Raw genomic sequence first — 23,692 nt, forward strand, 5'->3', positions numbered from 1 at the left:
AAACGCCAAGAGAGACGCTATGCAACTGGTGATCATTAGCGGCCGTTCAGGTTCCGGTAAGTCTATCGCCTTACAAGCGCTGGAAGATCTTGGCTATTACGCGATCGATAACTTGCCTGCCATGCTGTTGGGCTCGCTTATCGACGAGTTGCGCGCCCAGGGTGAGCGCACCCGGATTGCCGTCAGTATCGACGCACGCAACTTACCTACTGCGCTGGAGCGTCTGCCAGCGCTACTTGAAGAATTGCGCCACCGGGAAATTCGTTTTCAGGTGATCTACCTGACAACCGATGCGCGTATTTTGCTGGAGCGTTACTCGGCCACCCGCCGTCGTCATCCCCTCACCCGTGATAGCGACATGACGCTGGAAGAAGCGATCAACAAAGAAGAAGAGACGCTGAATGACATTCGCGACCTCGCCGATTTATTGATCGATACGTCTCGACTCTCCGTACACGATCTGCGACGCCGCATTACCGACCAAGTAGCTCATCAGCGCCAGCATCAACTGACGCTCACCTTCGAGTCCTTTGGCTACAAACGCGGCGTTCCGCTGGATGCCGACCTCGTGTTCGACGTACGCTGCTTGCCCAATCCTTATTGGGACCCTACTCTGCGCCAATATACCGGTCGCGACGCCAACATCATCGACTTCTTGAGCGGCTACCCCGTGGTAGAGGCCATGGCAAGCGATATTGAAACGTGGCTGGAGAAGTGGCTACCAGCTTATCAAAATAGCCATCGCAGCTATATGACCGTGGCCATTGGCTGCACGGGCGGCCAACACCGGTCCGTTTATATGATCGAGCAGCTTGCACAGCGGCTCGTCAAACAAACAGGGGAAGTGCAGTTGAGGCATCGCGAGCTAGGGCTGCAGTACACGCTCAGCGAAACGCCGACAACCCAACATACGGCGGCGACGCCCAGTACTCCCTGAGCCCTCCCTAAAACCCCACTCGGCAAAAAGGAACCAGAGTGCCCGAAAGAACGTTGACCCTTACCAATCAGCGCGGCCTTCACGCCCGCGCAGCCACCAAACTGGTTCAGTGTGGCCAGCAGTTCTCTGCCCAGATTCATGTGTACAAGAAGCAGCAAAAAGCGGATGCTGCCAATATCATGTCACTGCTCATGCTCGCCGCGCCCTGCGGTACCGAGCTCACCGTCATTGCAGAAGGGGAAGACGCCGAACGAGCGCTCGATGCTATCGAGGCGCTATTCGACGCTCGGTTTGAAGAAGATCAGTAATCGATGCAGCGTACGCTTAGCTGCCCGCCACGGTCATCGCATCCACCAGCCAGCTCCCCGTGTGAATGCTGCCCCGTGTATCCGTGTCATCCCCTACGCCGCTCAGCCCGGCAAACATCTTGTTCAGGTTACCGGCGATCGTGAACTCCTCGATTGGGTACTGAACTTCACCGTTTTCAATCCAAAAGCCTGCCGCTCCCCGCGAGTAATCACCGGTCACACCGTTCACCCCCTGCCCCATGAGTTCGGTGACCCAAATACCTTGCCCCATCTGACTCAACAGCTCGGCTCGTGGCGTTAACGGAGCCAGCAGGCGTAAATTGCGCGCGCCACCTGCATTTCCAGTCGAGTGCATACCTAAACGCCGTGCGCTATAAGCAGAAAGCATGTAGCTGGCAACCTGCCCCCGATCGATGAATCGATTATTACGGGTTTGCACCCCCTCGGCATCGAACGGCGAGCTCGCCGTCGCCCCCACTTCCATGGGTCGCTCTTCCAAGCCAAACCACTCGGGGAAAAGCGGCGTTCCCAGACGGTCACACAGAAAAGAGGCTTCTCGGTATAGCGCACCGCCTGCCAAGGCGCTCATTAGATGACCGATCAGGCCGCTGGCTAGCGTAGGGTCGAACAGCACCGGAAAGGTACCGGTCGGTGGCCGACGCGCACCCAGTCGGCGAAGCGTGCGAGTTGCCGCTTCTCGACCGACCTCTTCCGGGCTGCGTAAATGGTGTGGATTACGTGCGGCGGTGTAATCATAGTCGCGCTGCATACCCTGATCGTCCTGGGCGATCAGCATGCATGAGAGCGAGTGATTGCTGCCTTTTTGAGTGCCCAAAAATCCGTGGCTGTTGGCATAAACACGGACACCCTCGCCGCTGGAGAGTGACGCACCCTCCGACTGATGAATCCCCTCCGCGCTGCGTCCAGCCTGCTCGCAGCGAAGGGCCAGGTCGATGGCCTCATCCGTGGTGAGCGTCCACGGGTGGTGGACTTTCAAATCGGGTAGCTCGGTGGCCATCAGCGACGCGTCTGCCAAACCGGCGGCAGGATCTTCTCCGGTATAGCGCGCGATCGCGAGCGCTTTCTCGACCGTTGCGCGAATCGACGCGCTGCTGGCATCGGTAGACGAGGCGCTCCCCTTTCTCTTGCCCACGTATAGCGTTACCGCAATTCCCTGATCGCGCGACAGCTCAACGGTTTCCACCTCGCCTAAACGAACGCTGACGCCCATGCCTTGATCGACGCTGGCACCCACTTCAGCAGCATCTGCACCTAGCTGCTTTGCTAGGGCAAGCGCTTCTTCAGCGCGCTGTGTCAGTAATGCCTGCTGCGCCGATGCATCAAATGCCTGTGCCATGTGGCCTCCTTTTCGCCTGAAACGCGTTGGCGGATCAATGTTGTGGTCACAGCCTGATATAATGCTGCGAACGAATCTAATCTGTGAGTAGCTATATGCCCAAGCAACGTCCCGAGCCAATTGACATCGACGAACAGGTAGAGCGCCCCAGTAAATCGCAGCTAAAGCGAGAAATGCACGCCTTACAGGCGCTTGGCGAAACCCTGATTGCCATGAACTCCACCGAACGCTCACGCTTTCCGCTGTCTGACGATATGCTGCGCGCCATCGATGAAACCGCTCGCATTCGCTCCCATGAGGGCCGCCGACGTCACATGCAGTACGTTGGCAAGCTCATCCGCAAAGAGGATCTAACGGCCATTCAAGGCGTTTTCGACGCCATCGAACAAGAAAAAGAGCAGCGCGATCATGCTTTTCATCGCCTGGAAAAGTGGCGAGACCGCATGATCGACGAGGGCGACGATGCCGTCGATCTCTTCATGGTCGATTATCCCAATGCGGATCGGCAAGCGCTGCGCCAACTCGTGCGCAACGCGCGTAAAGAACGCGAACAGGGCAAGCCCCCCACCAGCTCGCGCAAGCTGTTCAAACACCTGCGTGAGACGCTAGCGCTGTAAGCCGGTCATGAAGACTGCGTACCGCCGACGGTCAGCTCATCCAGCTTAAGCGTGGGCTGACCGACACCGACGGGCACGCCCTGCCCCTCTTTACCACATACGCCAATGCCGGTATCCATCGCCATGTCATGGCCAATCATCGACACTCTGCCCATGGCTTCGGGCCCGTTGCCTATCAGCGTCGCGCCCTTGACCGGCGCTGTGATCTTGCCATCTTCGATCATGTAAGCTTCGCTGGCCGAAAAGACGAACTTACCCGAGGTAATGTCTACTTGACCGCCGCCAAAGCTGACGGCATAGATACCCCGCTTGACGCTTTTGATGATGTCGTCAGGATCATCCTGCCCCGCCAGCATGACCGTGTTGGTCATACGTGGCATTGGCAAATGCGCAAACGACTCGCGACGCGCATTACCGGTGGGCGCCATTTTCATCAAGCGCGCATTCAGCTTATCCTGCATATAGCCCGTCAAAATACCGTCTTCGATCAACGGCGTGTACTGACCGGGCGTGCCTTCGTCGTCCACACTGAGCGCGCCACGGCTATCGGCCACCGTGGCATCGTCGACCACCGTGACGCCCTTGGCGGCGACCTGCTGCCCCATCCGCCCGGCAAACGCCGAGCTGCCTTTGCGGTTGAAATCGCCTTCCAATCCGTGCCCAACGGCTTCGTGCAGAAGAATACCAGGCCAACCCGCCCCTAACACCACCGGCATCTGCCCGGCCGGTGCGTCGACAGCCTCCAGGTTGACCAGCGCTTGACGCACCGCTTCTTTTGCGTAGCGCTCGGCCACGCCTTCATCACGCAGACGCGACATCGAGTAACGACCACCGCCGCCCGCGCTACCGCGCTCCCGGCGGCCGTTTTTGGCCGCAATCACACTGACGTTGAAACGCACGAGGGGGCGAATATCGGCGGCAAGGGTGCCGTCGCTGGCGCGTACCAGCACGACTTCGTAGGTGCCAGAGAGCGACGCGCTCACTTGGCTAATGCTGGGATCCGCCGCTCGCGCCACCCGGTCGGCTTCTTTCAACATGGCGAGTTTCTCTTCCGCCGACAGTCCCGCCAGCGGATCGACACCTGCATAGCGAGATGCCGCGCTCACTGGCGTGACGCGCTGGCCCGGCAGCTGCTTGCCGCTGCGTACGATGCCAGCCGCCGTTCGCCCGGTGTCCATCAAGGCATCGGCGGTGATTTGATTGGAGTACGCAAACCCCGTTTTCTCACCCGCCAGCGAGCGCACGCCCACGCCACCATCAATGTTATAGCTGGCCTCTTTGACCTCGCCATCCTCCAGCACCCACCCTTCTTGCCAAGTTCGCTGAAAATAGAGATCGGCATAATCGATGCCCGCTCCCAGGGCATAACCAAGGCCAGTATCCAGGGCGTCAAGATCGAGACCACCAGGGGTAAGCAAAATGGAAACGGCAGACTCGATATCGCTTGTTTGTGGGGTCATTGGGGGCCTTCTAAAGTCACTTGCGGCGAGGTCCAAGGACCTCGCACGCGATAATAGAGAGTGGTTGCTTGATCCAACGCATCGCCGAATAGCTGGTCGGCAATGAATAGCGCGCCGCCAACGATGGGCGCGCCGACCGCAATGGCGGCGATGGGTAAACTTTGGCTCACAGGCAGTGTGACGCCGAGACGCTGATCGAGTTCACGCTGTAAGAGGTTAACACTTCCTGTCAGCGTCAGCGTGGTCGCAGGGGCATCAATTTGTAGGGGGCCGCGCAGCAGCAGCTGCCCCTGGGCCACGTCAGCGGTACCGTGCACACGATCGAAGGCGGTGCCTTGACCCGTCAAATCGGAAAAATCGAAGCGCAAGCGGCGCAGAATGTTATCGAAATTGAGCAGTCCAACCAGGCGGGCTGGCGTCGATTCGAGCGTCACGAAACGCCCATCACGAAGATCCGCGCTCATCTCTCCACCGGCTCGGCTCAAATCCACCTGCCAGGGTGCGCCGGGCCACGTGAGGTTGGCGGATACATCCGTCGTACGGCTTCGCATGGCCACCGGCTGCCCTAGCCGCTCTAGCGCCGTACCGACATCGCCTCCCTGAATAGAAATATCGGCGCGGGTTCGACTGTTCACCGCATTGCCCTCCCACACCAGTTCGCCTCGCGCAGAGAGCTGACCGAGTGTCAGCCCCACCGGCGCAAGCGTAAAACGACGCTCATCGGCTTGCCAAAACGCGGTAAGCGGTCCGTAGCGGCGATCACCCACACTCACTTCCGCCAGTCGCAACCGGCCATTAGGCAGCGCCGCCAAGCCGTCTGGGATTGGCACGGGATCTGCGTACTGGGTATCGACCGCCTCGATCCAGGAGTCGGGAGCAGCGACGCTAGCATCATGGGTGTTGGCGGGGAGATCGAACAATGAATCCAGCATCAGCGTGGTGATGGCGATGTCCAGCGGACGCTCGCTGGCAGGTTGGTAGTCGACCCGGCCGTTCAGCACATCACCATTGAGGGTTAAGGCTGCACGCTGAGGTTCGATCTTTCCTGAGGCCGTCATCGCGCCCAGACAGGTCTCACGATACATCAGACACTCAGTGCGCAGCCGCACGTCGAAAGGCGAACGGTCACCACGGCTGGAAGCGTTTTCCAGATTTCCTGACATCAGCGGAGCAAGGGCTGCTTGCCACGCCAACGGGTCCAGTGTGTCAAGACCTGCATCCAAGCGCCAGCCCGGCTGTCGGGGCCAGCCGGAGCGCGATACCGCGCTGCCTAGCGCTACTTGCCCTGCCTGTGCACCACCCTCTAAAGAGTGTACCTTGGCCACGAGCTTATCGGCCAACTCAACGGAAGTACGCCCAGAGGCCAACTCAGCGCGTAACTGTAACGGCCAGGCCTCTTCGCTGCGCTTGGCAAATGGCTCGGGCAGCTCGCTCGTCACGCCGAGAAGGCGACTTTGCAACGTCACCACGGGGCTAGGCGTCAGCGTGACCTCCCCTTGCCACGGCGTGCTACCGTCGATGATTTGACGAGCTTGTTCGGCAGGCACGCTCGCCAGCGACCAGAGCGCTGAGGTCGCTACGCTCCCTTCAAGGGCGATGCGCTCATCGGCCAAGAATGTCGCCCGCAGATCCCCTCCCTGCCACTGACTACTCAAGTCGCCGGTCAGGGCATGCGCCTGCCCCACTTGTTGCCAGTGAAGTTCCCCCCCCAGTTCACGCAGCGTAATAGGCAGCGGCGCATAGCCGACAGCCGATAGCACCGGGCGGACATTGATCTCGAGCTGAAGCGTCTCTGGGGATTCGAGTGGCAGCTCCAGCGCGACGTCACCGTCAAGATGTCCCTGCGCCGACAGCGCGTCGAGGGGTAGCGTATCCATGTCGGGCATGGCGCGAAGGAAACTCAGCAACGCAGCGCCATGACTATGTACGTCTGCCGACAGCGTCAGTGGCTGCTTCTCTTCCATACGTACCACACCATTGGCGACTTCCACACCCTGACTCTGCGCATGCGCCACTTCGGCTTGCAATACGCCTCCTTGCCAGAGCAAGCGCCCCTCAAGATCCTCTAGTAGGGGCCAATCAGGCGCTATCGGTAGATAGCCCTGCTCGATCGCCAGTGCCAGCGTTGCCGATAGCTGATCCGATGACGCGCGCGGCCCCAGCGGCTGGCTGAGCTTCAAAGAGCCCTGAGGCACCATGCCCCCTATATCGCTGGCCAACCAATCGCGCAGCGCTGGGTCGAACGCTTTCATCGGCAGCCACTGCGAGAGCGGACGAGCGCGCGCATCCACGTCGGCAAAGGCGATGTCGAGACCGAACTGGCCGTTTTGCTGCCCAGTGATCAGGCCAAAGCCACCGCTGACACGAGCTCCCTCCCAATCGACGTTCAGATCGCGACCGCTGATCATGGTATTGGGGCCGTCGTAAACCCACTCGACGACCCCTTCTGCATGGCCAAGCTGCATCGGCGCATCAAACAGTTCAGGGAAGTAAAGCGCGCTATCGCCCGCGCTATTAAAGGTCACACGCCCACGCAAATCGCGCGCCTGAACCCAGGCATCCAGCGGCCCGCCGCCCGGTGCCTGCTGCCATGGCAAAACGGCAACGTTGGTCAGGGCTGCATCGACCCCCCAACGGCCGTCACGCTGGCCTAGACGTAAGCCCTGCACCTGCCCGCGGGGTGAAAGTGTTTGCAGAACCCGCGTCACCGACTCAGGCAATAGTGCATACTCACGCCACGCCGCCAAAGAGGCGAGCTCGAATGCGCTGGTGCGCAATTCCCACTGTCCGGGTTGATGCGATAGATACCAGTGACGTGGTAGTGCCGGGCCAGCGCTGCCCCCCTCGGGTTGTGCCCACTCGACGGTCTCGGCACTGCCGCTGAGCCATGCCTCCCCCCCATCGCCATCACGCAGCCACTGTCCGCTGGCCTGAATATTGCGAAGCACGGCGTATTCGACATCCTGACGCAGGGTGAGCTCAGGAACATCCAGTGCCAGCCGCGCATCGGCCAAGGCACCCTCTTGCCAACGGCCCCAAAGCTGTACCTGGCCACCCACCTGCTCCAAAAAGGGCATCCGATCCGGCCGAAACAGGGCGGCCAGTACCACCAAGTGGTCAAGCTGCATGTCCAGCTGAAGAGCCGCCGAAAAGTCGCTAAACCCCTGCTTTCCTGGCTGCATTTCGGCACGAAGGGTCATGGCCGGAAGCTCGGCATTCGCCGCATCAGGCGTATCGACGATGGTCAGCGCGCCCTCTAGACGCGTCCGTCGCCGATCACCGCTCAACAAGAGCGTGGGCGCGTGCAGCATCACGGTTTGCTCCGCGCCATGCAGGGTGACGCGACTATCATCCACCCAGACGCGCTGGCGCAGTAACAGGCCCGCCCAAGCATCTAAGGCGTCGAGGTCGACGTCGGGCTGGGGCGTCACGCCCAGGGGGAGTTCGGCCGGAGAGGGCCACCCCCATCCGCTATCCTGCTGTTGGTAAAGATGAAAGCGCAGCCCAAACATACGCGCATCGCTGAAGATGGGCGCCAACCGACGCAAGCTCTCCCAGACATCGAGACGTAGCGACAGGCGGTCGACCTCCACCAAGGCCTGTCCCTCAGGGGTTTGCGCCTTAAGTTCATCGAGCGCTAGGTGCAGAACATTACGTTCTAACGAGAGTGCTAGTCGGTCGACGTGTACCGGCACCCCGATGCGCGCTTCGAGCATGGCTTCGATACGTGGGGTCAAGGCATCCGTCTGGCTGGCCAATAGACGAAACGCCAGCATCACCACAGCCAGCGTCGCCAGCACGGCAGCGACGCTGATCCAACAGCCACGAACGAGAGAGCGTGATGACATCATTACATCAGTACGATGTCGTACTGCTCTTGAGAGTAGTGCTGCTCGACCTGGAAACGGATCGTTTTATTGATGAAGGTCTCCAGATCGGCGACAGCGGCAGACTCTTCATCCAGCAGGCGATCCACCACCGGCTGCGACGCCAGCACCATATAGGTCTCCGCGCTATAGGCACGCTCTTCGCGAAGGATCTCCCGGAATATTTCGTAACAGATGGTTTCTGGAGTTTTGAGGGTCCCGCGGCCGCCACAGGTCGGACATGCTTCGCAGAGAGTCTGCTCTAAGCTTTCCCGAGTACGCTTACGCGTTAACTGCACCAGTCCAAGCTCGGTAACACCGGTGCATTTGGTTTTGGCGTGATCACGCTCTAACGCTTTCTCTAACACGCGCAACACTTGACGCTGGTGCTCGACATCCACCATATCGATGAAGTCGATGATGATGATACCGCCCAAATTGCGTAAACGAAGCTGGCGCGCAATGGCAGTGGCGGCTTCCAAATTGGTCTTGAAAATCGTCTCTTCGAGATTGCGATGCCCCACGTAGCCACCGGTATTCACATCGATGGTCGTCATGGCCTCGGTCGGGTCGATGACCAAATACCCGCCCGACTTGAGTTGCACCTTGCGCCCCAGCGCTTTCTGAATCTCGTCTTCGACACTATAGAGATCGAAGATCGGACGCTCACCGGGATAGTACTCTATACGGTCGACCGCATCGGGCATGAACTCTTCTGCGAACTCCACGAGCTTGACGAAGTTTTCCCGGGAATCGATGCGCACCTTCTCGATGTCATCGCGCATCACGTCTCGGAGCGTGCGCATGAACAGCGGCAGGTCGTCATAAATGACGCTGGGCGGTGCAGCAGTGATTTTGCGCTCGCTGACTTTTCGCCAAATGCGCAACAGGAAGTACATATCGCTGGCCAGTTCTTCATCGCCCACGCCCTCTGCGGCAGTCCGCACGATGAAACCGCCTGTCACCTCGAGGGTTTGCTCCTCGATGCTCTTGTCTAGCAGCATCTTCAAGCGTTCACGCTCACGCTCGTCCTCGATGCGCTGCGACACGCCGTGGTGTGGCGAGTCAGGCATGTAAACCAAGTACCGCGAGGGGATCGATAAGTGCGTGGTTAGACGTGCCCCTTTGGTGCCGATGGGATCTTTGGTGACCTGAACGACCAGGGCTTGGCCTTCGTGGAGCAGTTGCCCAATGGTTTGCTGCTCCTCGCTAGGAGTGCCGGGCGGCATGACTTCGTGTGCATGGATGAACGCCGCACGCTCCAAGCCAATATCGACAAAAGCAGCCTGCATGCCAGGCAGTACGCGAACGACTTTGCCTTTGTAGATATTGCCTACGATACCGCGCCTGCGAGAGCGCTCGATGAGCGCCTCTTGCAATACGCCGTTTTCTACCAGCGCAACGCGGGTCTCCATGGGCGTTAAATTGATGAGGACTTCACCGCTCATGCAAAATTCCTTATTGGGTGTCCAATTCCTTGCCAGCGCAGCGGGCGATGAGTCGGTGGTTACGTAAGATAACGGCCCGCCCAAATGGGAACCCCTTGCTGGCGAAGCAAGCGCGTGGTTTCAAAAAGAGGCAGCCCTACCACGGCGGAATGACTGCCCTGAATTCGTTCGATAAAAATAGCGGCTAGCCCCTGGATGGCATACCCGCCCGCTTTATCGACAGGTTCACCGGTATGCCAATAGCATTCGATCTCGTCTGCCGTTAACGCGCGCATGATGACCTCGGTGGTCACACAGCAGGAGAGTATACCCCGCGACCCGCTGACCGCTACTGCCGTGAGTACTCGGTGCGACCGCCCTGCTAACAGCGATAACATATCAGCCGCGTGCTGCTGGTCGCGCGGCTTGCCCAGAATCGTATCGTCGACGACCACCGCCGTGTCCGACCCTAGCACGGGCAGCGTGGTTTTCCCCGTCGCTGCCTCTGCCTTGGCAATGGCCAGCCGCTCTACATAAGCGGCGGGGGATTCTCCCTCGATGGGCGTTTCGTCGACGTTACTGGGCATGACGGTGACGGGCACCCCGATCGACGCGAGCAGCGCCTGGCGTCGCGGTGAAGCAGACGCCAAGCAGAGCACGGGAGTCGTGGCAACGTCACGCATTGGCCATGCGCCGTTCGATGGCGTGGAACATCGTCGCCAGCCACGGCCACAGCAGCGCGCTCACCAGCGAAGGAATCAAGAAAGAGAGGTGGATCGAGAAGTCGCCGGTCAACGTGCGCAGCCACTGCTCGATGAGCTGAACCAGTCCCAGCAGCACCAGCACCAGCACCGATTGCTGTACCAACGAGTAAGCGCGGAAACGGGGATAGACCAGCGCCGCTAAGAACGCCAGTAACGACAGGATGAGCGCGTGCTGCCCTAGTGCCGTCCCCTCGATGAGATCCATCAATAGGCCAAATACGAAGCCATGAAAGACACCGACTCTATCAGGGGCACGCATGCACCAGTAGATGAGCATGAGCCCCACCCATTCGGGGCGAAACACTTGCCAACCATCAGCAAGTGGCATGACCTGCAGGCACAGCGCCAATACGAGACTGAGCCAGACCACCACGAGCGGTACCATCGGCGCACGTGCCATTAGCGCGCCTCCTCTTCGGACAGGGGGGATGGTTGCCCAAGCCGCTGAGCAGCATGGAGCGCGTCGGCTGAAATCTCCATGGACTCATCCCAAATAGACGGATCCAACTCTTCGCGGGGAGGTGGAAAAAGCAGCAAAAAATGTCGCGAACGCTGGAGCTGAGCAGATGGTTCAGCGACCACACGAGCAAACGGCTGGCCAGGATCGTGATAAACCTCAGTTACCCTCGCCACGGGGTATCCCGGCGGAAAGCGCCCCGCCAATCCGGACGTGGTCAGCAGATCACCTTCACGGATATCGGCCGTATCCGGTACGTGAAGCACGTTCACACTGCCGTAGCGGCCAGTGCCCTGAACGATGAAGCGCAGACCGTTGCGATTGACCTGGACCGGCAGCGCGTGGCTGGCATCGGCCAGCAACAAGACCCGACTCGAGTATGCCGAGACGGCCGTCACCTGGCCGACGAGTCCTGATGCATCGATCACCGGCTGCCCCACGTAGGCACCGTTACGATGCCCACGGTCGACCACCATCTGATGGCTAAAAGGGTCGTTGTCCAACGACAGCAGTTCCGCCGTCATATAGGGAATGTCCCGCCGCTCGGCGGCGCCCAGCAGTTGGCGCAGCTCCGCGTTCTCAGCAGTCAAATTCGCCAAGCGTTGACCACGGTGGGAAAGTGTCAATATTTGCTCGCGCAAGCGTCGATTTTCATCCACCAGCGCCTGCTGGTCGGAGAGCGCCAGCGCCCCCCAGTTCAGCAGGTCGCTGGGCACACTAACCGCCCACTGAATGGGTGCAACGATCGTGGTCATTTGGGCGCGCAGATCTTCCATGCGAGTGAAACGGTGGTCGACAAACATCAATGCGCTTGCCGCCACAACACAGAAGAATAGCCGGTAACCGGGTAGCGGCCCGTGTGAAAACAGCGGTTTGATAGGCAATCCCCCGCGATAAACCGCTGCGATCAGTCGCTCGACAGCAACTCAAACGTGTGCTGATCGATCATCTCCAATGCCTTGCCGCCTCCACGTGCAACGCAGGTCAGCGGATCTTCCGCCACGATCACCGGCAAGCCGGTCTCTTCGGCGATCAACTTATCCAGGTCACGCAGCAGCGCGCCACCGCCGGTCAGCACCAAGCCGCGCTCGGCGATATCTGAGGCCAGCTCGGGTGGAGACTGCTCCAGCGCGCTCTTGACGGCGGCTACGATAGAGCCCAGCGTCTCTTGCAGTGCTTCGAGAATTTCGTGGGAGTTCAAGGTAAAGCTGCGTGGAATACCCTCGGCAAGGTTACGGCCACGCACATCGATCTCGCGCAGCTCGCCGCCTGGATAAGCACAGCCAATCTCTTCTTTGATACGCTCGGCCGTCGCTTCACCAATCAGGCTGCCATAGTGACGGCGCACGTACGCGGTGATCGCCTCATCAAAACGGTCACCGCCTACGCGGATCGATTCTGAATATACGACACCGTTGAGCGATATGATCGCGATTTCCGTGGTGCCCCCACCGATATCCACGACCATCGAGCCCTGCGCTTCTTCCACCGGCAAGCCAGCACCGATCGCTGCCGCCATGGGCTCTTCGATCAGGAACACTTCACGCGCGCCGGCGCCTTCCGCCGATTCACGAATGGCGCGTCGCTCCACCTGCGTCGACATGCAGGGCACGCAGACTAGAACGCGCGGACTGGGGGTGAGGAACGTACTTTGATGCACTTTACGAATGAAGTGCTGAAGCATCTGCTCGGTAACGGTGAAGTCGGCGATGACACCGTCTTTCATCGGACGAATGGCCGTAATATTGCCAGGCGTGCGACCAAGCATGCGCTTGGCATCGGCACCCACCGAGGCGACGCTGCGCATGTTGCCAGACTGGCGGATGGCGACTACGGACGGTTCATCGAGCACGATGCCACGACCGCGTACATAAATCAGTGTGTTGGCCGTACCCAAGTCGATCGACAGATCGCTGGAAAACAGCCCCCTCAAACGTTTGAACATGGATGTTGTTACCTAGTGCAGACCGGGAACCCTGTGCGGATGCAAACGGTATCACCGCAACCCCTTGGCAGCAAGCACGAGTCGTCCCGAACACTGCCCGCCAAGGCCAATATGTGGTACCTTTTGCGGCTATTTTCCACGTCTGCTCCGTCAGACGAATTTAAGATGACCGTACGTATACCGCTCAAAGCGAAATATGTTCCATCACCATTGCGAGGAAACCTCGATCATGGCGCTTGAAGAATCTCATGTGCGCCGGGCCGCACACTTGGCCCGACTCGCCGTTAGCGACGACCAAGCCAGCGGCTTCGTCGACGATCTTAGCCGCATTCTGGACATGGTCGACCAGCTCCAGAGCCTGGACACCGAAGGCGTCGCGCCGCTGTCCCATCCGCTCGATGCGACCCAGCGCCTTCGCGCCGACGAAGTCACAGAAACGAATCAGCGCGATACGTTCCAACACTGCGCCCCGGCAGTGGAAAACGGCCTTTATCTTGTCCCGCGCGTGGTCGAATAAGCCACGCTCGTCGTTCGTTTCCACTCCTTCCATCCGCCTCTGAACGGAGCTTCCGGGTCATGCATGACAAAACCGTAACGCAGCTCGCCGCCGCCTTAGACAGTGGTGAACTCTCCAGCCGAGAGCTGACGTCTCATTTTTTACAGCGCATCGAGAAAACCGACGACCAGCTCAATAGCTTCATTACCGTGACCGCCGAGCAGGCGCTCATAAAAGCCGACGCCGCTGATAAAGCACGAGCCAGCGGTAAAGCAGGCAAGCTCACCGGAATTCCTCTAGCGCTAAAAGATATTTTTTGTACCCAAGGCGTGAAAACTAGCTGCGGCTCCAAAATGCTCGATAACTTTATCGCGCCTTACGATGCCACCGTGGTCGAAAAACTGAGCGCTGCAGGCACCATTAGCCTGGGTAAAACCAATATGGATGAGTTCGCCATGGGCTCTTCCAACGAAAACAGCCACTACGGTGCCGTCAAAAATCCTTGGGATCTCTCAGCCGTGCCCGGTGGAAGCTCGGGCGGTAGCGCTGCTGCCGTGGCTGCCGGGCTCGTACCCGCGGCGATGGGCACCGACACCGGCGGCTCCATACGCCAGCCAGCAGCATTTTGTGGCATTACCGGTCTGAAGCCCACTTACGGACGTGTCTCTCGTTACGGCATGATCGCCTACGCCTCCAGTCTCGACCAGGCAGGCCCCATGGCACGCACTGCCGAAGATTGTGCGCACCTGATGAACGTGATTGCCGGTCACGATGTACGCGACTCCACCAGCGTCGCCCGTGGCGTGCCGGACTACACCGAGACGCTCAACGCCCCGCTCTCTGGCCTCAAAATCGGCCTACCGACGGAGTATTTTGGTGACGGCCTGGACCCCGAGGTCGAGAAGGCCGTTCGTGACGCGGTGAAAGTGTATGAATCGCTGGGCGCTTCGGTGCGCGACGTCAGCTTGCCGCACACCCACTACGCGATTCCGGCTTACTACGTCATCGCCCCTGCCGAGGCCTCGTCGAACCTATCGCGCTTCGACGGCGTGCGTTTTGGTCATCGCTGCGATGCGCCTGCGGATCTCGTCGACCTCTACACCCGCTCACGGGCGGAAGGGTTCGGTGAAGAGGTGAAACGCCGCATTCTCATTGGCACACACACGCTATCGGAGGGCTTCTTCGACGCCTACTACACCAAAGCGCAGCAGGTTCGTCGCTTGATTCGTCAAGATTTTCTCGATGCTTTCGAGGATGTCGACGTGCTCATGGGCCCCGCCTCACCGACGCCTGCCTTCGACCTGGGCGCCAAGAAAGATCCGGTTTCCATGTATTTGCAAGACATCTACACCATCGCCGTCAACCTGGCAGGCATCCCAGGTATTAGCGTTCCCGCTGGCTTTGCCGGTGGCCGCCCGGTAGGCCTGCAGATTCTGGGCACCCACTTTGCCGAAGCGCAGCTGCTCAACGTTGCTCACCAGTTCCAGCAAGCGACCGACTGGCACCTTCAACTGCCTGCTTTTGCCGAGGAGAACGCCTAATGCAATGGGAAACCGTGATCGGGCTCGAGGTCCACGTTCAGCTCGCAACGCGCTCTAAGATCTTTTCCGGCGCCTCCACTGCGTTTGGCGCCGAGCCGAACACCCAGGCCTGCGCCGTCGACTTGGGCCTGCCGGGCGTGCTGCCGGTGCTCAATGAGCAGGCCGTCGCCATGGCCGTGCAGTTTGGCCTCGCCGTCCACGCCGAGATCCCTGAAGTCTCGGTGTTCGACCGTAAGAATTACTTCTATCCAGATTTGCCGAAGGGCTACCAAACCAGTCAGATGTACCACCCCATCGTGGGCGCGGGTGAAGTCGAGATCACGCTGGATGACGACACCACCAAACGGATTCGTATTCACCACGCCCACCTGGAAGAGGACGCCGGCAAATCGCTGCACGAAGACTTCCACGGCATGACCGGGATCGACCTGAACCGGGCGGGCACGCCGCTTTTAGAGATCGTCTCCGAGCCGGACATGCGCAGCGCCAAAGAAGCCGCCGCCTATCTAAAAGCGATTCACTCCATCGTGACCTACCTGGGTATTTCCGATGGCAACATGGCCGAGGGCTCGATGCGCTGCGACGTCAACGTGTCGGTACGTCCAAAAGGCCAAGACGCGTTTGGCACCCGGGCGGAGATCAAGAACGTCAACTCCTTCCGCTTCGTCGAGCGCGCCATTGCGTTCGAAGTCGAGCGGCAGATCGAGCTCATCGAAGATGGCGGTAAAGTCGTCCAAGAGACTCGCCTGTTCGATCCAGAGCGTGACGAGACCCGCAGCATGCGGACCAAGGAAGAAGCCAACGACTACCGCTACTTCCCCTGCCCCGACCTGCTACCGGTGGTGTTGGACCAGGCCTATCTGGACCACCTGCGCAGCCAACTGCCGGAACTGCCCGCCGACAAGCGCGCCCGTTTCCAGAGCGAACTAGGCCTCTCGGCGTACGACGCCAACGTGCTGTCGGCCAGCCGTGACATGGCGGAGTTCTTCGAAGAAGTGCATCGCGTCTGTGGCGACGCCAAGCAGGCAGCCAATTGGGTACAGGGCGAGCTCTCTGGTGCATTGAACCGGGAGAACCTGAGCATTCAACACAGTCCGGTATCCGCCCAACAGCTGGGTGAGTTGATCAGCCGCGTACTGGACGACACCATCAACGGTAAGGCAGCGAAGCAGGTCTTCCAAGCGCTTTGGAACGGCCAGGGCGAGAGCGCAGATGCCGTCATCGAGGCCAAAGGCCTAAAACAGGTCACCGACACCGGCGCCATCGAAGCAATGATCGACCAAGTCATTGCCGAAAGCCCGGCACAGGTGGCGCAGTACCGTGACTCCGAGCCGGAGAAACGCGGCAAGATGATTGGCTACTTCGTGGGCCAGGTGATGAAAGCCTCACGCGGCACCGCCAACCCCCAGCAGGTCAACGGCTTGTTGAAAGAGAAGCTGGATGCGCTGCTCTAGCCACGGCTAGTCGGCACGGCCATCAACCAAAAGCGGCTGCCTCGGCAGCCGCTTTTTTGGTCTCGAGCGTCTCGTTAAGCCAGTTGACTCGGCTGAGTAAAACGCTTGAGCTGCGCGCAGCCTGCCGCCCAGACGTCAGCCTCTAGCTCGGCAATGGCCGCCGTGGGAAAGCCAACGCCCTGGCTTGGCGCGCCTTCGACCAACAGCCCAGCCAAGTCGCCCACCAGCGGCATGTGGCTAACCAGCATGATCGGCGAGTCAACGGGATGCCTGAGCAACCAGTCGCTGACATCGCCGGGCGGATCTTCCGGGGTAATGAAGGACAGCGTATTGAGGGGTGCGCCCAGGGCATCGCTGATTCGCTGGGCGGTTTGCTGAGCACGGACGTAAGGGCTGGCGTAGAGCGTTGGCCTAGACAGCTCGCCTTGATCGATACGCGTCGCCAGCCAGCGAGCCATGGTCTCGGCCTCGTGCTCCCCCCTGGGCGTCAGCGGCCGGGCGTGGTCTGGAAAACCTGGCGCGGCTTCGCCATGACGCATGATCAATACGCTGCAACTACCTTGCTGTCGGTGGCTATTCATGGGAATCTCCGCTGCCTTGCTGATCCTGATGAGCCTGCTCGCGATGCGCCTGCTGGACCGCTTCGCGGGGCAGAATGAACTCCACGTCGCTACTCTGCTCGCCCATCATGAGCGTTCCCGCCATGTCCTCGGCAGGCACGCCTTCGAAGAGTACACGATTCAACCCTTCGGCCAACGGCATATAAACCCCCATCTCACGCGCTTTTGCGCAGACCAGCTTGACGGTATTGACGCCTTCAGCCACTTGGCCAAGCGCAGCCACCGCTTCCTCTAACGACAGCCCCGTACCCAGTGCATGGCCCACGCGGTAATTGCGCGACAAGTTAGACGAGCAAGTGACGATCAGGTCGCCCACGCCTGCCAAACCAAGAAACGTCATGGGGTTGGCCCCCTGGGCAACGGCGAAACGGCTCATCTCGGCCAGCGCTCGGGTCATCAGCATGCTGCGGGTGTTCTCCCCCATCCCCAGCGCCGCGGCCATGCCCGCTGCAATGGCGTAAATATTCTTTAATGCGCCCCCCAGCTCCACGCCGTGACGATCATTACTGGCGTAAACGCGGAAATAGCGACAGCCCAGCACTTGCTGTACTCGAGTGCGCGTTAGCGCATCCGCACTGGCGATCACCGTGGCGGTCAACTGCTTGTCAGCAATCTCGGAGGCCAAATTAGGCCCTGCAATGACGCCAATATGGGGGAATCCGGTCTCTTGCTCCAGCACTTGGCTCATCAGTAAAAAGCCAACTTGCTCAATCCCTTTGGTGGTGCTGACCAGGATTTGTTCGGGCGAGAGCCAAGGCTTGGCCGCTTGCACCACGCTGCGAAACGCTTTCGACGGGATGGCAATCAGCACCAGTTCGGCACCCGACAGCACCGTTTTCAAGTCGGTCGATGCGGTGACGGCAGGGTTGATTGCATAGTCGGGAAGATAGCGGCCGTTGCGGTGCTCTCGGTTGATCTGCGCGACCAGCGCCTCGTCGCGCAACCATTGACGCACGTTAGCGCCATTGTCGGCGGCGATACTGGCCAGCGCGGTACCAAAACTCCCGCCCCCCAGCACCGCGACGTTACTTTGCTGCTCTGCCATAGCCATGTCCTGAGTTCTTTTACGTAACGGTGGGCCTCAACCCCCATTTTGATAAGCACTATCTTAACAAAACAAGCGGCCCGCTTGGTTGACCAAGCGGGCCGCGACTAGCGAGCTTAGGGCATTAAGCCGTCAACACACTATTGAGACGCTTCACGTAGGCAGCCGGGTCGTCCAGATGGCCGCCCTCGGCAATGATCGCCTGATCCAGGAGGATGTGGGCTAACTGGCCAAATAGATCACCCTCTGCATTTTCCAAACGGGCCACTAGGGCATGGTTGGGGTTGAGCTCCAGAATGGGCTTCACCTCCGGCAGCTTCTGGCCTGCAGCTTCCATAATGCGGCGCATTTGGTAGCCCATCTCGTGCTCGGGCAGTACCACACAGGCGGGTGAATCGGTCAGGCGGTGGGTGATTTTCACCTCTTGAACACCGTCGCTCAGCGCCTCTTTGACGCGCTTGACGAGATCCTCTTTCGCCTTGGCCGTCTCTTCCTGGGCTTTTTTCTCGGCTTCGTCTTCGACATCGCCCAGGTCCAGCTCGCCTTTGGCCACGTCGGCGAAAGGCTTGCCATCGAACTCGGTCAGGTGGCTCATCAGCCACTCATCGATACGATCGGAGAGGAGCAGCACCTCGATACCTTTCTTGCGGAAAATCTCCAGGTGCGGGCTGTTCTTCGCGGCATTGAAGCTATCCGCCACCACGTAGTAGATCTTCTTCTGACCTTCCTTCATGCGCTCGACGTATTCGGCCAGAGAATGCTCCTGGGCGGACGTGTCGGTATGCGTGGAAGCAAAGCGCAGCAGACCGGCGATTTTTTCGCGGTTAGCGAAGTCTTCACCTGGGCCCTCTTTCAGCACACTGCCAAAGGTGTTCCAGAACGTTTGATACTGCTCGCTATCTTTGGACAGTTTCTTGAGCATGTCCAGCGCACGCTTGGTGAGCGCCCCTTTGATCTTGTCGACCTTGGGATCTTGCTGCAACAACTCACGAGAGACGTTCAATGAGAGATCGCGCGTATCCAGCACACCCTTGATGAAACGCAGGTAGAGGGGCAGGAACTGCTCGGCATCATCCATGATGAAGACACGTTGCACGTAAAGCTTCACACCGCGCGAGCCATCACGGTCGAACATGTCGAACGGTGCGCGGCCCGGCACGTAGAGCAGGCTGGTGTACTCGAGCTTACCCTCGACTTTGTTGTGACTCCAGGTAAGCGGGTCACTGAAGTCGTGGGCAACGTGCTTGTAGAACGCCTTATACTCGTCGTCGCTGATCTCGCTCTTCGGGCGCGCCCACAGCGCGGTAGCTTCGTTGACGGTTTCCCACGTCGTCACTTCGCTACCTTCGATCTCGTTACCGTCGTCATCCTTGGCGGTTTCGACCTTGGGCATACGCACCGGCACTTCGATGTGGTCAGAGTACTTGCGCACCAAGCTTTGCAGGCGGTAGTCGTCGGCGAACTCTTTTGCATCGTCTTTTAAATGCAGGGTGATTTCCGTGCCGTGAGCGTCACGCTCGATGTCGGCAACAGTAAACTCGCCTTCGCCTTTGGAGCGCCACTCGACGCCTTCAGATGCGGCGGTGCCCGCTTTACGAGTACGTACGACCACTTCGTCGGCCACGATGAAGGCCGAATAGAAACCAACCCCGAACTGACCGATCAGCTTGGCGTCTTTTTGCTGCTCGCCGGAGAGCTGCTTCAAAAACTCTGCCGTACCGGAACGCGCGATGGTGCCCAAGTTGGCAATCACATCTTCGCGGTTCATGCCGATACCATTATCGCGCAGCGTGATGGTGTTGGCGTCGCGGTCGTGCTCGATCTCGATACGCAGCTCGCTATCGCCTTCGTATAGAGCGTCGTTATCGAGTGCGGCATAGCGTAACTTGTCACAGGCATCAGCGGCGTTGGAAATCAGCTCGCGTAGAAAAATCTCCCGATTCGAGTACAGGGAGTGGATCATTAGATTCAGGAGCTGTTTGACTTCCGTCTGAAAGCCAAGAGTTTCTTCATGGGTCGCAGTCGTCATGCGCTTAGCCCTCATTGATCACGTGTTGCTTGACGCCTCTGCCCATAGGCAGAGGCGGAAAAGGTAGTGAACTCAATATGGGGATAAGCGAAGGGATTTCAAGAAGGTGTGCGTGAAGAAGCGGTGGCTGCCTCAGTAGCCGATTTCCAAGCGCGATAGTCGGCCAACTGCGTATCGACGCGGTTTAGTAACCAGCCTACGATCAATACGTCATCGACCACTCCTAGCAGCACCAAAAAGTCGGGGATCAGGTCGAATGGCATGACCAGGTAGGCCAACGCCAGCGCCATGGTGCCAAACGCAGACCAGGGAATCGGCCTGAAATCTCCTTTCAGCACATCGCGGGTCATGGGTAAAAATAGCTTGAGCGCACGGGCGATACGTTTAACGGCCCATACGCGTGTTTTCAATCGACGAAACAATCCCCAAACGGATAATCGTGCCATCGTTATCGAATCCTCTTAGTGTCACGATTGTCAGAACCTTATCTGTGCGTATAGTTCACTTGTCCGTATAGTTCACTATTGCGCCTTTGACCCTACCAGCGAGCAAGAGGGAGTGCCATGCCGGCTACGCCATTACGTTCTACCCTTCGCACTCTATGCGCAGCAGCCATCATCGGCCTACCGACGGGGAGTTGGGCAGCCACTGATGACGCTATGCGTGATGCGCTCAACGCCGCACGCCAGCAGCAGTGGCAACACATCGATGAGCGCGCCATCGAAGGACACATACTCAGCGGTTATGTCACCTATCACCGCTTACGCAACCAGTTGCCCAACGTGGCCGCCAGTCAAGTGCTGCAGTTCATCGAACAACATGCCGACTCTCCGCTATCGGAATGGATGCGCGGCCAAGCCATTGCCAAATATGGTCATGCAGGACGTTACGGCGATCTACTCACCGTCGCCGATGGCGAGCCTGCTGGAACGGCACGTCAGTGTTACTACTACATGGCGCTCATCGACCGTGCCCCAGAAGAGTCGCGCCGCGCGGGCTTGGCGCTTTGGCGAGTAGGCAGCTCACAGCCCGATGCCTGTGACCCCCTTTTCAACCGCCTACGGGCCGATGGCACTATCGATGCGACCGCCATCTGGGAACGCAAGATGCTAGCTTGGCAAGCGGGCGAATCGCGCCTGAGTAACTACCTAGGCGGACTACTGAGCAGCGAGTGGCAAACGGCCCTCGACACAGTGGACGCGGTCAGCAACAACACCAGGGCTATCACCAGCGCCCCCACCTGCCTAGGCCCGGAGTGCAGAGCCACGGCGGCTTTCTACCAAGCCGCCATGCAGCGCCTGACCCGAGACGACACGCCTACCGCTTTCGCCGCTTGGCAGCAGCTCTCGCCGCGCTTGAACTTAACGTCGCTAGAGCGCCAAGTGATCGATGAGGAACTGGCGTTCTATGCCCTTGTACGCAATGTACCTGGCACTCTGGGCTGGGTCGATAGTGTGCTGCCCTCTCTAGAGAGCGAACGCGTGCTGGAGCTGCGCGTACGTCGCGCCTTGGCAGACCGCCAGTGGACAGAGGTGATGCACTGGATTGCTGAAATGCCTTCCAGCCAGCAAGAGAGCAGCCGCTGGCAGTACTGGCTGGGGCGTGCCAACGAACAGCTGGGTAATCAGGAAGCTGCTCAGGCGCGCTACCAGCAGGCTGCCCAGGACCGTAGTTTCTATGGCTTTGCCGCCGCTGAGAAAATCGGCCAGCCGTACCGACTCAACCACGAGCGCCACCACTTCGACGAAGCCACCCGCGAGGATATCGCGCGACTGCCCGCCGTACAGCGCACGCAAGCGCTGCTGCGTATTGGCGAAGAGGGCCTGGCCAACAGCGAGTGGCTGCATGCCGTGCGCGAAGCGTCGCCTTACCAGGCTCGTGCCCTCGCCGACTACGCTGCCCATCAGCAGTGGCACGCCCGGCTAGTACAAACCACTATTGCTGGCGAGATGTGGGATGCGTTGGAGTGGCGCTTTCCACCCGCTTACCGCGATGACTTTTTGGCTTGGGGTCATCAAACCGGCGTTGACCCTTATCTGCTGATGGCAATCACTCGCCGAGAAAGCGCCTATAACCCGGTTGCCCTCTCTCCTGCAGGTGCACGTGGCTTAATGCAGTTAATGCCGGGCACTGCCGCGCAGGTGAGCCGCCAGTTGGGGCTTAACGACCCCGGGCCTTATGGCGTACTGGAGCCTGAGCTGAATATTCGCCTGGGTAGCACTTACCTTCGCGACAAGTTAGAACGCTATCAGGGCAACCGCTTAGCGGCGACTGCCGCTTATAACGCTGGCCCTGGTCGCGTAGACCAGTGGCTGGGCAGCAACAGCATGGAGTCGTTCGACCTGTTCGTGGAGAGCATCCCCTTCCGCGAAACCCGCGATTACGTGCAGGCCGTACTGAGCTATCGGGTCATCTTCGAGAGCCTGGCCAACGGCGGTAGCAGTGAAGGCGTTTCGCTATTGAACGACAGCGAGCAGAGCGTTCGCTACGACCGCGCGCTGGTTCAACGCTAAGCCTGTCTCCGCTCCCCTCCCGCGCCCGGTCACACCGGGCGCTGCTCCAGCGCCAGCCGCAGCCCGAACATGACCAGCACCGCCCCCGTGGCCGCATTCAGGGTTTGTGCAAAGCGCGCGCTGGCCAGCCATTTGCTGGCGCCTCCCACCATCAGCACCACGCTGATCTGCCAGATATTAGCAATGACAAAATGTACGCCTGCCAGCCAGAGTGATTTCAGCAGCGCAGGGTCGGTGGGTGCGATAAATTGCGGCAAAAACGCCATATAGAAAATCACGGTTTTAGGATTCAGCACATTCGAAAGAAGCCCCTCTTTGATCGGCTGCCAAAGCGGCACTGGCATGGACTCCTTCATAACACCTTTCACCGGCAGCGGTGTTCCCTGGCGAGCTGCCAGCAGACTAGTGATACCCAGCCAAATCAGATATGCCGCCCCTGCCAGCTTCAGCATATTAAACGCCCAAGCCGACTGCAGCAGAATGAATGAAATCCCTAACGCAGAAACGGTGGCATGCACAAACAAGCCGCAGCAAATCGCTACGCTAGTGGCCACCCCGTCCCGAATCCCGCCTCGCGCTGTATTACGGATCACCAAGAGCGTGTCTACCCCTGGGCTTATCGATAGCAGCGTAATTGCCACAACGAAAGGGATAAACTGCGCATCAATAAGATTGAGTTCCATCATGGGCCAGGCTCGCTGAGTGATAAAAAATCGGGTAAGCGGATTAAATGGTTGATCTTACCTTTGCATGAGAGTGAGACAGACCGGCATCTCATCGGATTATCTGGTTGATGCTTCACCTACTGCTGGTGCATGTTTCCTTCGCTAATTCCAGCAAGAACCCCACACGCCTC

20 protein-coding genes are annotated in these 23,692 nt (G+C 59.3%); 7 read left to right on the forward strand and 13 right to left on the reverse strand.

Annotated elements, in window-relative coordinates:
- Positions 1-19: 19 nt before the first annotated feature.
- Entirely contained in the window at positions 20-937 is a 918-nt protein-coding gene (gene rapZ / locus MHM37_RS02005; RefSeq protein WP_139527157.1) for an RNase adapter RapZ, read from the forward strand.
- 38 nt (positions 938-975) lie between these two features.
- A complete protein-coding gene (locus tag MHM37_RS02010) occupies positions 976-1,245 on the forward strand; it encodes an HPr family phosphocarrier protein (RefSeq protein ID WP_139527156.1) in 270 nt (89 codons plus the stop codon).
- A gap of 16 nt (positions 1,246-1,261) precedes the next feature.
- Here MHM37_RS02010 and pmbA read toward each other — a convergent pair whose 3' ends face one another.
- Complete coding sequence (gene pmbA / locus MHM37_RS02015; RefSeq protein ID WP_239295612.1) at positions 1,262-2,602, reverse strand: metalloprotease PmbA; 1,341 nt, start codon at positions 2,600-2,602, stop codon at positions 1,262-1,264.
- 95 nt (positions 2,603-2,697) lie between these two features.
- Here pmbA and yjgA point away from each other — a divergent pair, with 95 nt between their 5' ends.
- A complete protein-coding gene (gene yjgA / locus MHM37_RS02020; RefSeq protein ID WP_239295611.1) occupies positions 2,698-3,219 on the forward strand; it encodes a ribosome biogenesis factor YjgA in 522 nt (173 codons plus the stop codon).
- Between the two features lie 5 nt (positions 3,220-3,224).
- Here yjgA and tldD read toward each other — a convergent pair whose 3' ends face one another.
- The 7 genes from tldD to MHM37_RS02055 are packed head-to-tail and all read right to left on the reverse strand — an operon-like array spanning position 3,225 to position 13,138.
- Positions 3,225-4,679: a metalloprotease TldD gene (tldD, locus tag MHM37_RS02025; protein WP_239295610.1), complete on the reverse strand. Its 1,455-nt coding sequence runs from the start codon at positions 4,677-4,679 to the stop codon at positions 3,225-3,227.
- A complete protein-coding gene (locus MHM37_RS02030; RefSeq protein WP_239295609.1) occupies positions 4,676-8,527 on the reverse strand; it encodes an AsmA-like C-terminal region-containing protein in 3,852 nt (1,283 codons plus the stop codon). The genes tldD and MHM37_RS02030 overlap by 4 nt, the downstream gene beginning before the upstream one ends.
- A gap of 2 nt (positions 8,528-8,529) precedes the next feature.
- The gene (gene rng / locus MHM37_RS02035) at positions 8,530-9,993 is read right to left on the reverse strand and encodes a ribonuclease G (RefSeq protein WP_139527151.1); all 1,464 of its coding nucleotides are present in this window, start codon (positions 9,991-9,993) and stop codon (positions 8,530-8,532) included.
- 59 nt (positions 9,994-10,052) lie between these two features.
- Positions 10,053-10,655: a Maf family protein gene (locus MHM37_RS02040; RefSeq protein WP_153842863.1), complete on the reverse strand. Its 603-nt coding sequence runs from the start codon at positions 10,653-10,655 to the stop codon at positions 10,053-10,055.
- Entirely contained in the window at positions 10,648-11,136 is a 489-nt protein-coding gene (gene mreD / locus MHM37_RS02045) for a rod shape-determining protein MreD (protein WP_139527149.1), read from the reverse strand. The genes MHM37_RS02040 and mreD overlap by 8 nt, the downstream gene beginning before the upstream one ends.
- Complete coding sequence (gene mreC, locus MHM37_RS02050) at positions 11,136-12,077, reverse strand: rod shape-determining protein MreC (RefSeq protein ID WP_239295608.1); 942 nt, start codon at positions 12,075-12,077, stop codon at positions 11,136-11,138. Before mreC ends, mreD begins: the two co-directional genes overlap by 1 nt.
- Positions 12,078-12,100: 23 nt before the next feature.
- Positions 12,101-13,138 carry a rod shape-determining protein gene (locus MHM37_RS02055; protein WP_018915723.1) on the reverse strand — a complete coding sequence of 346 codons (1,038 nt, stop codon included), beginning with the start codon at positions 13,136-13,138 and terminating at the stop codon, positions 12,101-12,103.
- Positions 13,139-13,367: 229 nt separating this feature from the next.
- Between MHM37_RS02055 and gatC the strand changes: the two genes are divergently transcribed.
- Genes gatC through gatB form a run of 3 tightly spaced genes read left to right on the forward strand, consistent with a single transcriptional unit; the run spans position 13,368 to position 16,629 of the window.
- On the forward strand, positions 13,368-13,655 hold the full coding sequence (gatC, locus tag MHM37_RS02060) for an Asp-tRNA(Asn)/Glu-tRNA(Gln) amidotransferase subunit GatC (RefSeq protein ID WP_219861103.1): 288 nt from the start codon (positions 13,368-13,370) through the stop codon (positions 13,653-13,655).
- Between the two features lie 59 nt (positions 13,656-13,714).
- Entirely contained in the window at positions 13,715-15,175 is a 1,461-nt protein-coding gene (gene gatA / locus MHM37_RS02065; protein WP_239295607.1) for an Asp-tRNA(Asn)/Glu-tRNA(Gln) amidotransferase subunit GatA, read from the forward strand.
- Positions 15,175-16,629: an Asp-tRNA(Asn)/Glu-tRNA(Gln) amidotransferase subunit GatB gene (gene gatB / locus MHM37_RS02070; protein ID WP_139527145.1), complete on the forward strand. Its 1,455-nt coding sequence runs from the start codon at positions 15,175-15,177 to the stop codon at positions 16,627-16,629. Before gatA ends, gatB begins: the two co-directional genes overlap by 1 nt.
- Positions 16,630-16,703: 74 nt before the next feature.
- Here the strand turns inward: gatB and sixA are convergent, their stop codons facing one another.
- The 4 genes from sixA to MHM37_RS02090 form a co-directional block, all read right to left on the reverse strand.
- Complete coding sequence (sixA, locus tag MHM37_RS02075) at positions 16,704-17,210, reverse strand: phosphohistidine phosphatase SixA (RefSeq protein WP_139527144.1); 507 nt, start codon at positions 17,208-17,210, stop codon at positions 16,704-16,706.
- On the reverse strand, positions 17,203-18,294 hold the full coding sequence (locus tag MHM37_RS02080) for an NAD(P)H-dependent glycerol-3-phosphate dehydrogenase (protein WP_239295606.1): 1,092 nt from the start codon (positions 18,292-18,294) through the stop codon (positions 17,203-17,205). The genes sixA and MHM37_RS02080 overlap by 8 nt, the downstream gene beginning before the upstream one ends.
- A 124-nt stretch (positions 18,295-18,418) precedes the next feature.
- Positions 18,419-20,323 (reverse strand): molecular chaperone HtpG, encoded by a 1,905-nt coding sequence (gene htpG / locus MHM37_RS02085; protein WP_058577867.1) that lies wholly within the window; start codon positions 20,321-20,323, stop codon positions 18,419-18,421.
- Between the two features lie 98 nt (positions 20,324-20,421).
- Positions 20,422-20,769, reverse strand: a complete 348-nt coding sequence (locus MHM37_RS02090; RefSeq protein ID WP_044629931.1) for a YkvA family protein — start codon at positions 20,767-20,769, stop codon at positions 20,422-20,424.
- 117 nt (positions 20,770-20,886) lie between these two features.
- Here MHM37_RS02090 and MHM37_RS02095 point away from each other — a divergent pair, with 117 nt between their 5' ends.
- Entirely contained in the window at positions 20,887-22,836 is a 1,950-nt protein-coding gene (locus MHM37_RS02095) for a transglycosylase SLT domain-containing protein (protein WP_137093097.1), read from the forward strand.
- A 29-nt stretch (positions 22,837-22,865) separates the two neighbouring features.
- On the opposite strand, the gene MHM37_RS02100 is transcribed toward MHM37_RS02095, so the two are convergent.
- Positions 22,866-23,522 carry a LysE family translocator gene (locus tag MHM37_RS02100; RefSeq protein WP_044629929.1) on the reverse strand — a complete coding sequence of 219 codons (657 nt, stop codon included), beginning with the start codon at positions 23,520-23,522 and terminating at the stop codon, positions 22,866-22,868.
- Between the last annotated feature and the right edge of the window lie 170 nt (positions 23,523-23,692).

The sequence above is a fragment of the Halomonas sp. MMH1-48 genome, from assembly GCF_022348105.1.
Lineage (GTDB): Bacteria > Pseudomonadota > Gammaproteobacteria > Pseudomonadales > Halomonadaceae > Vreelandella > Vreelandella piezotolerans.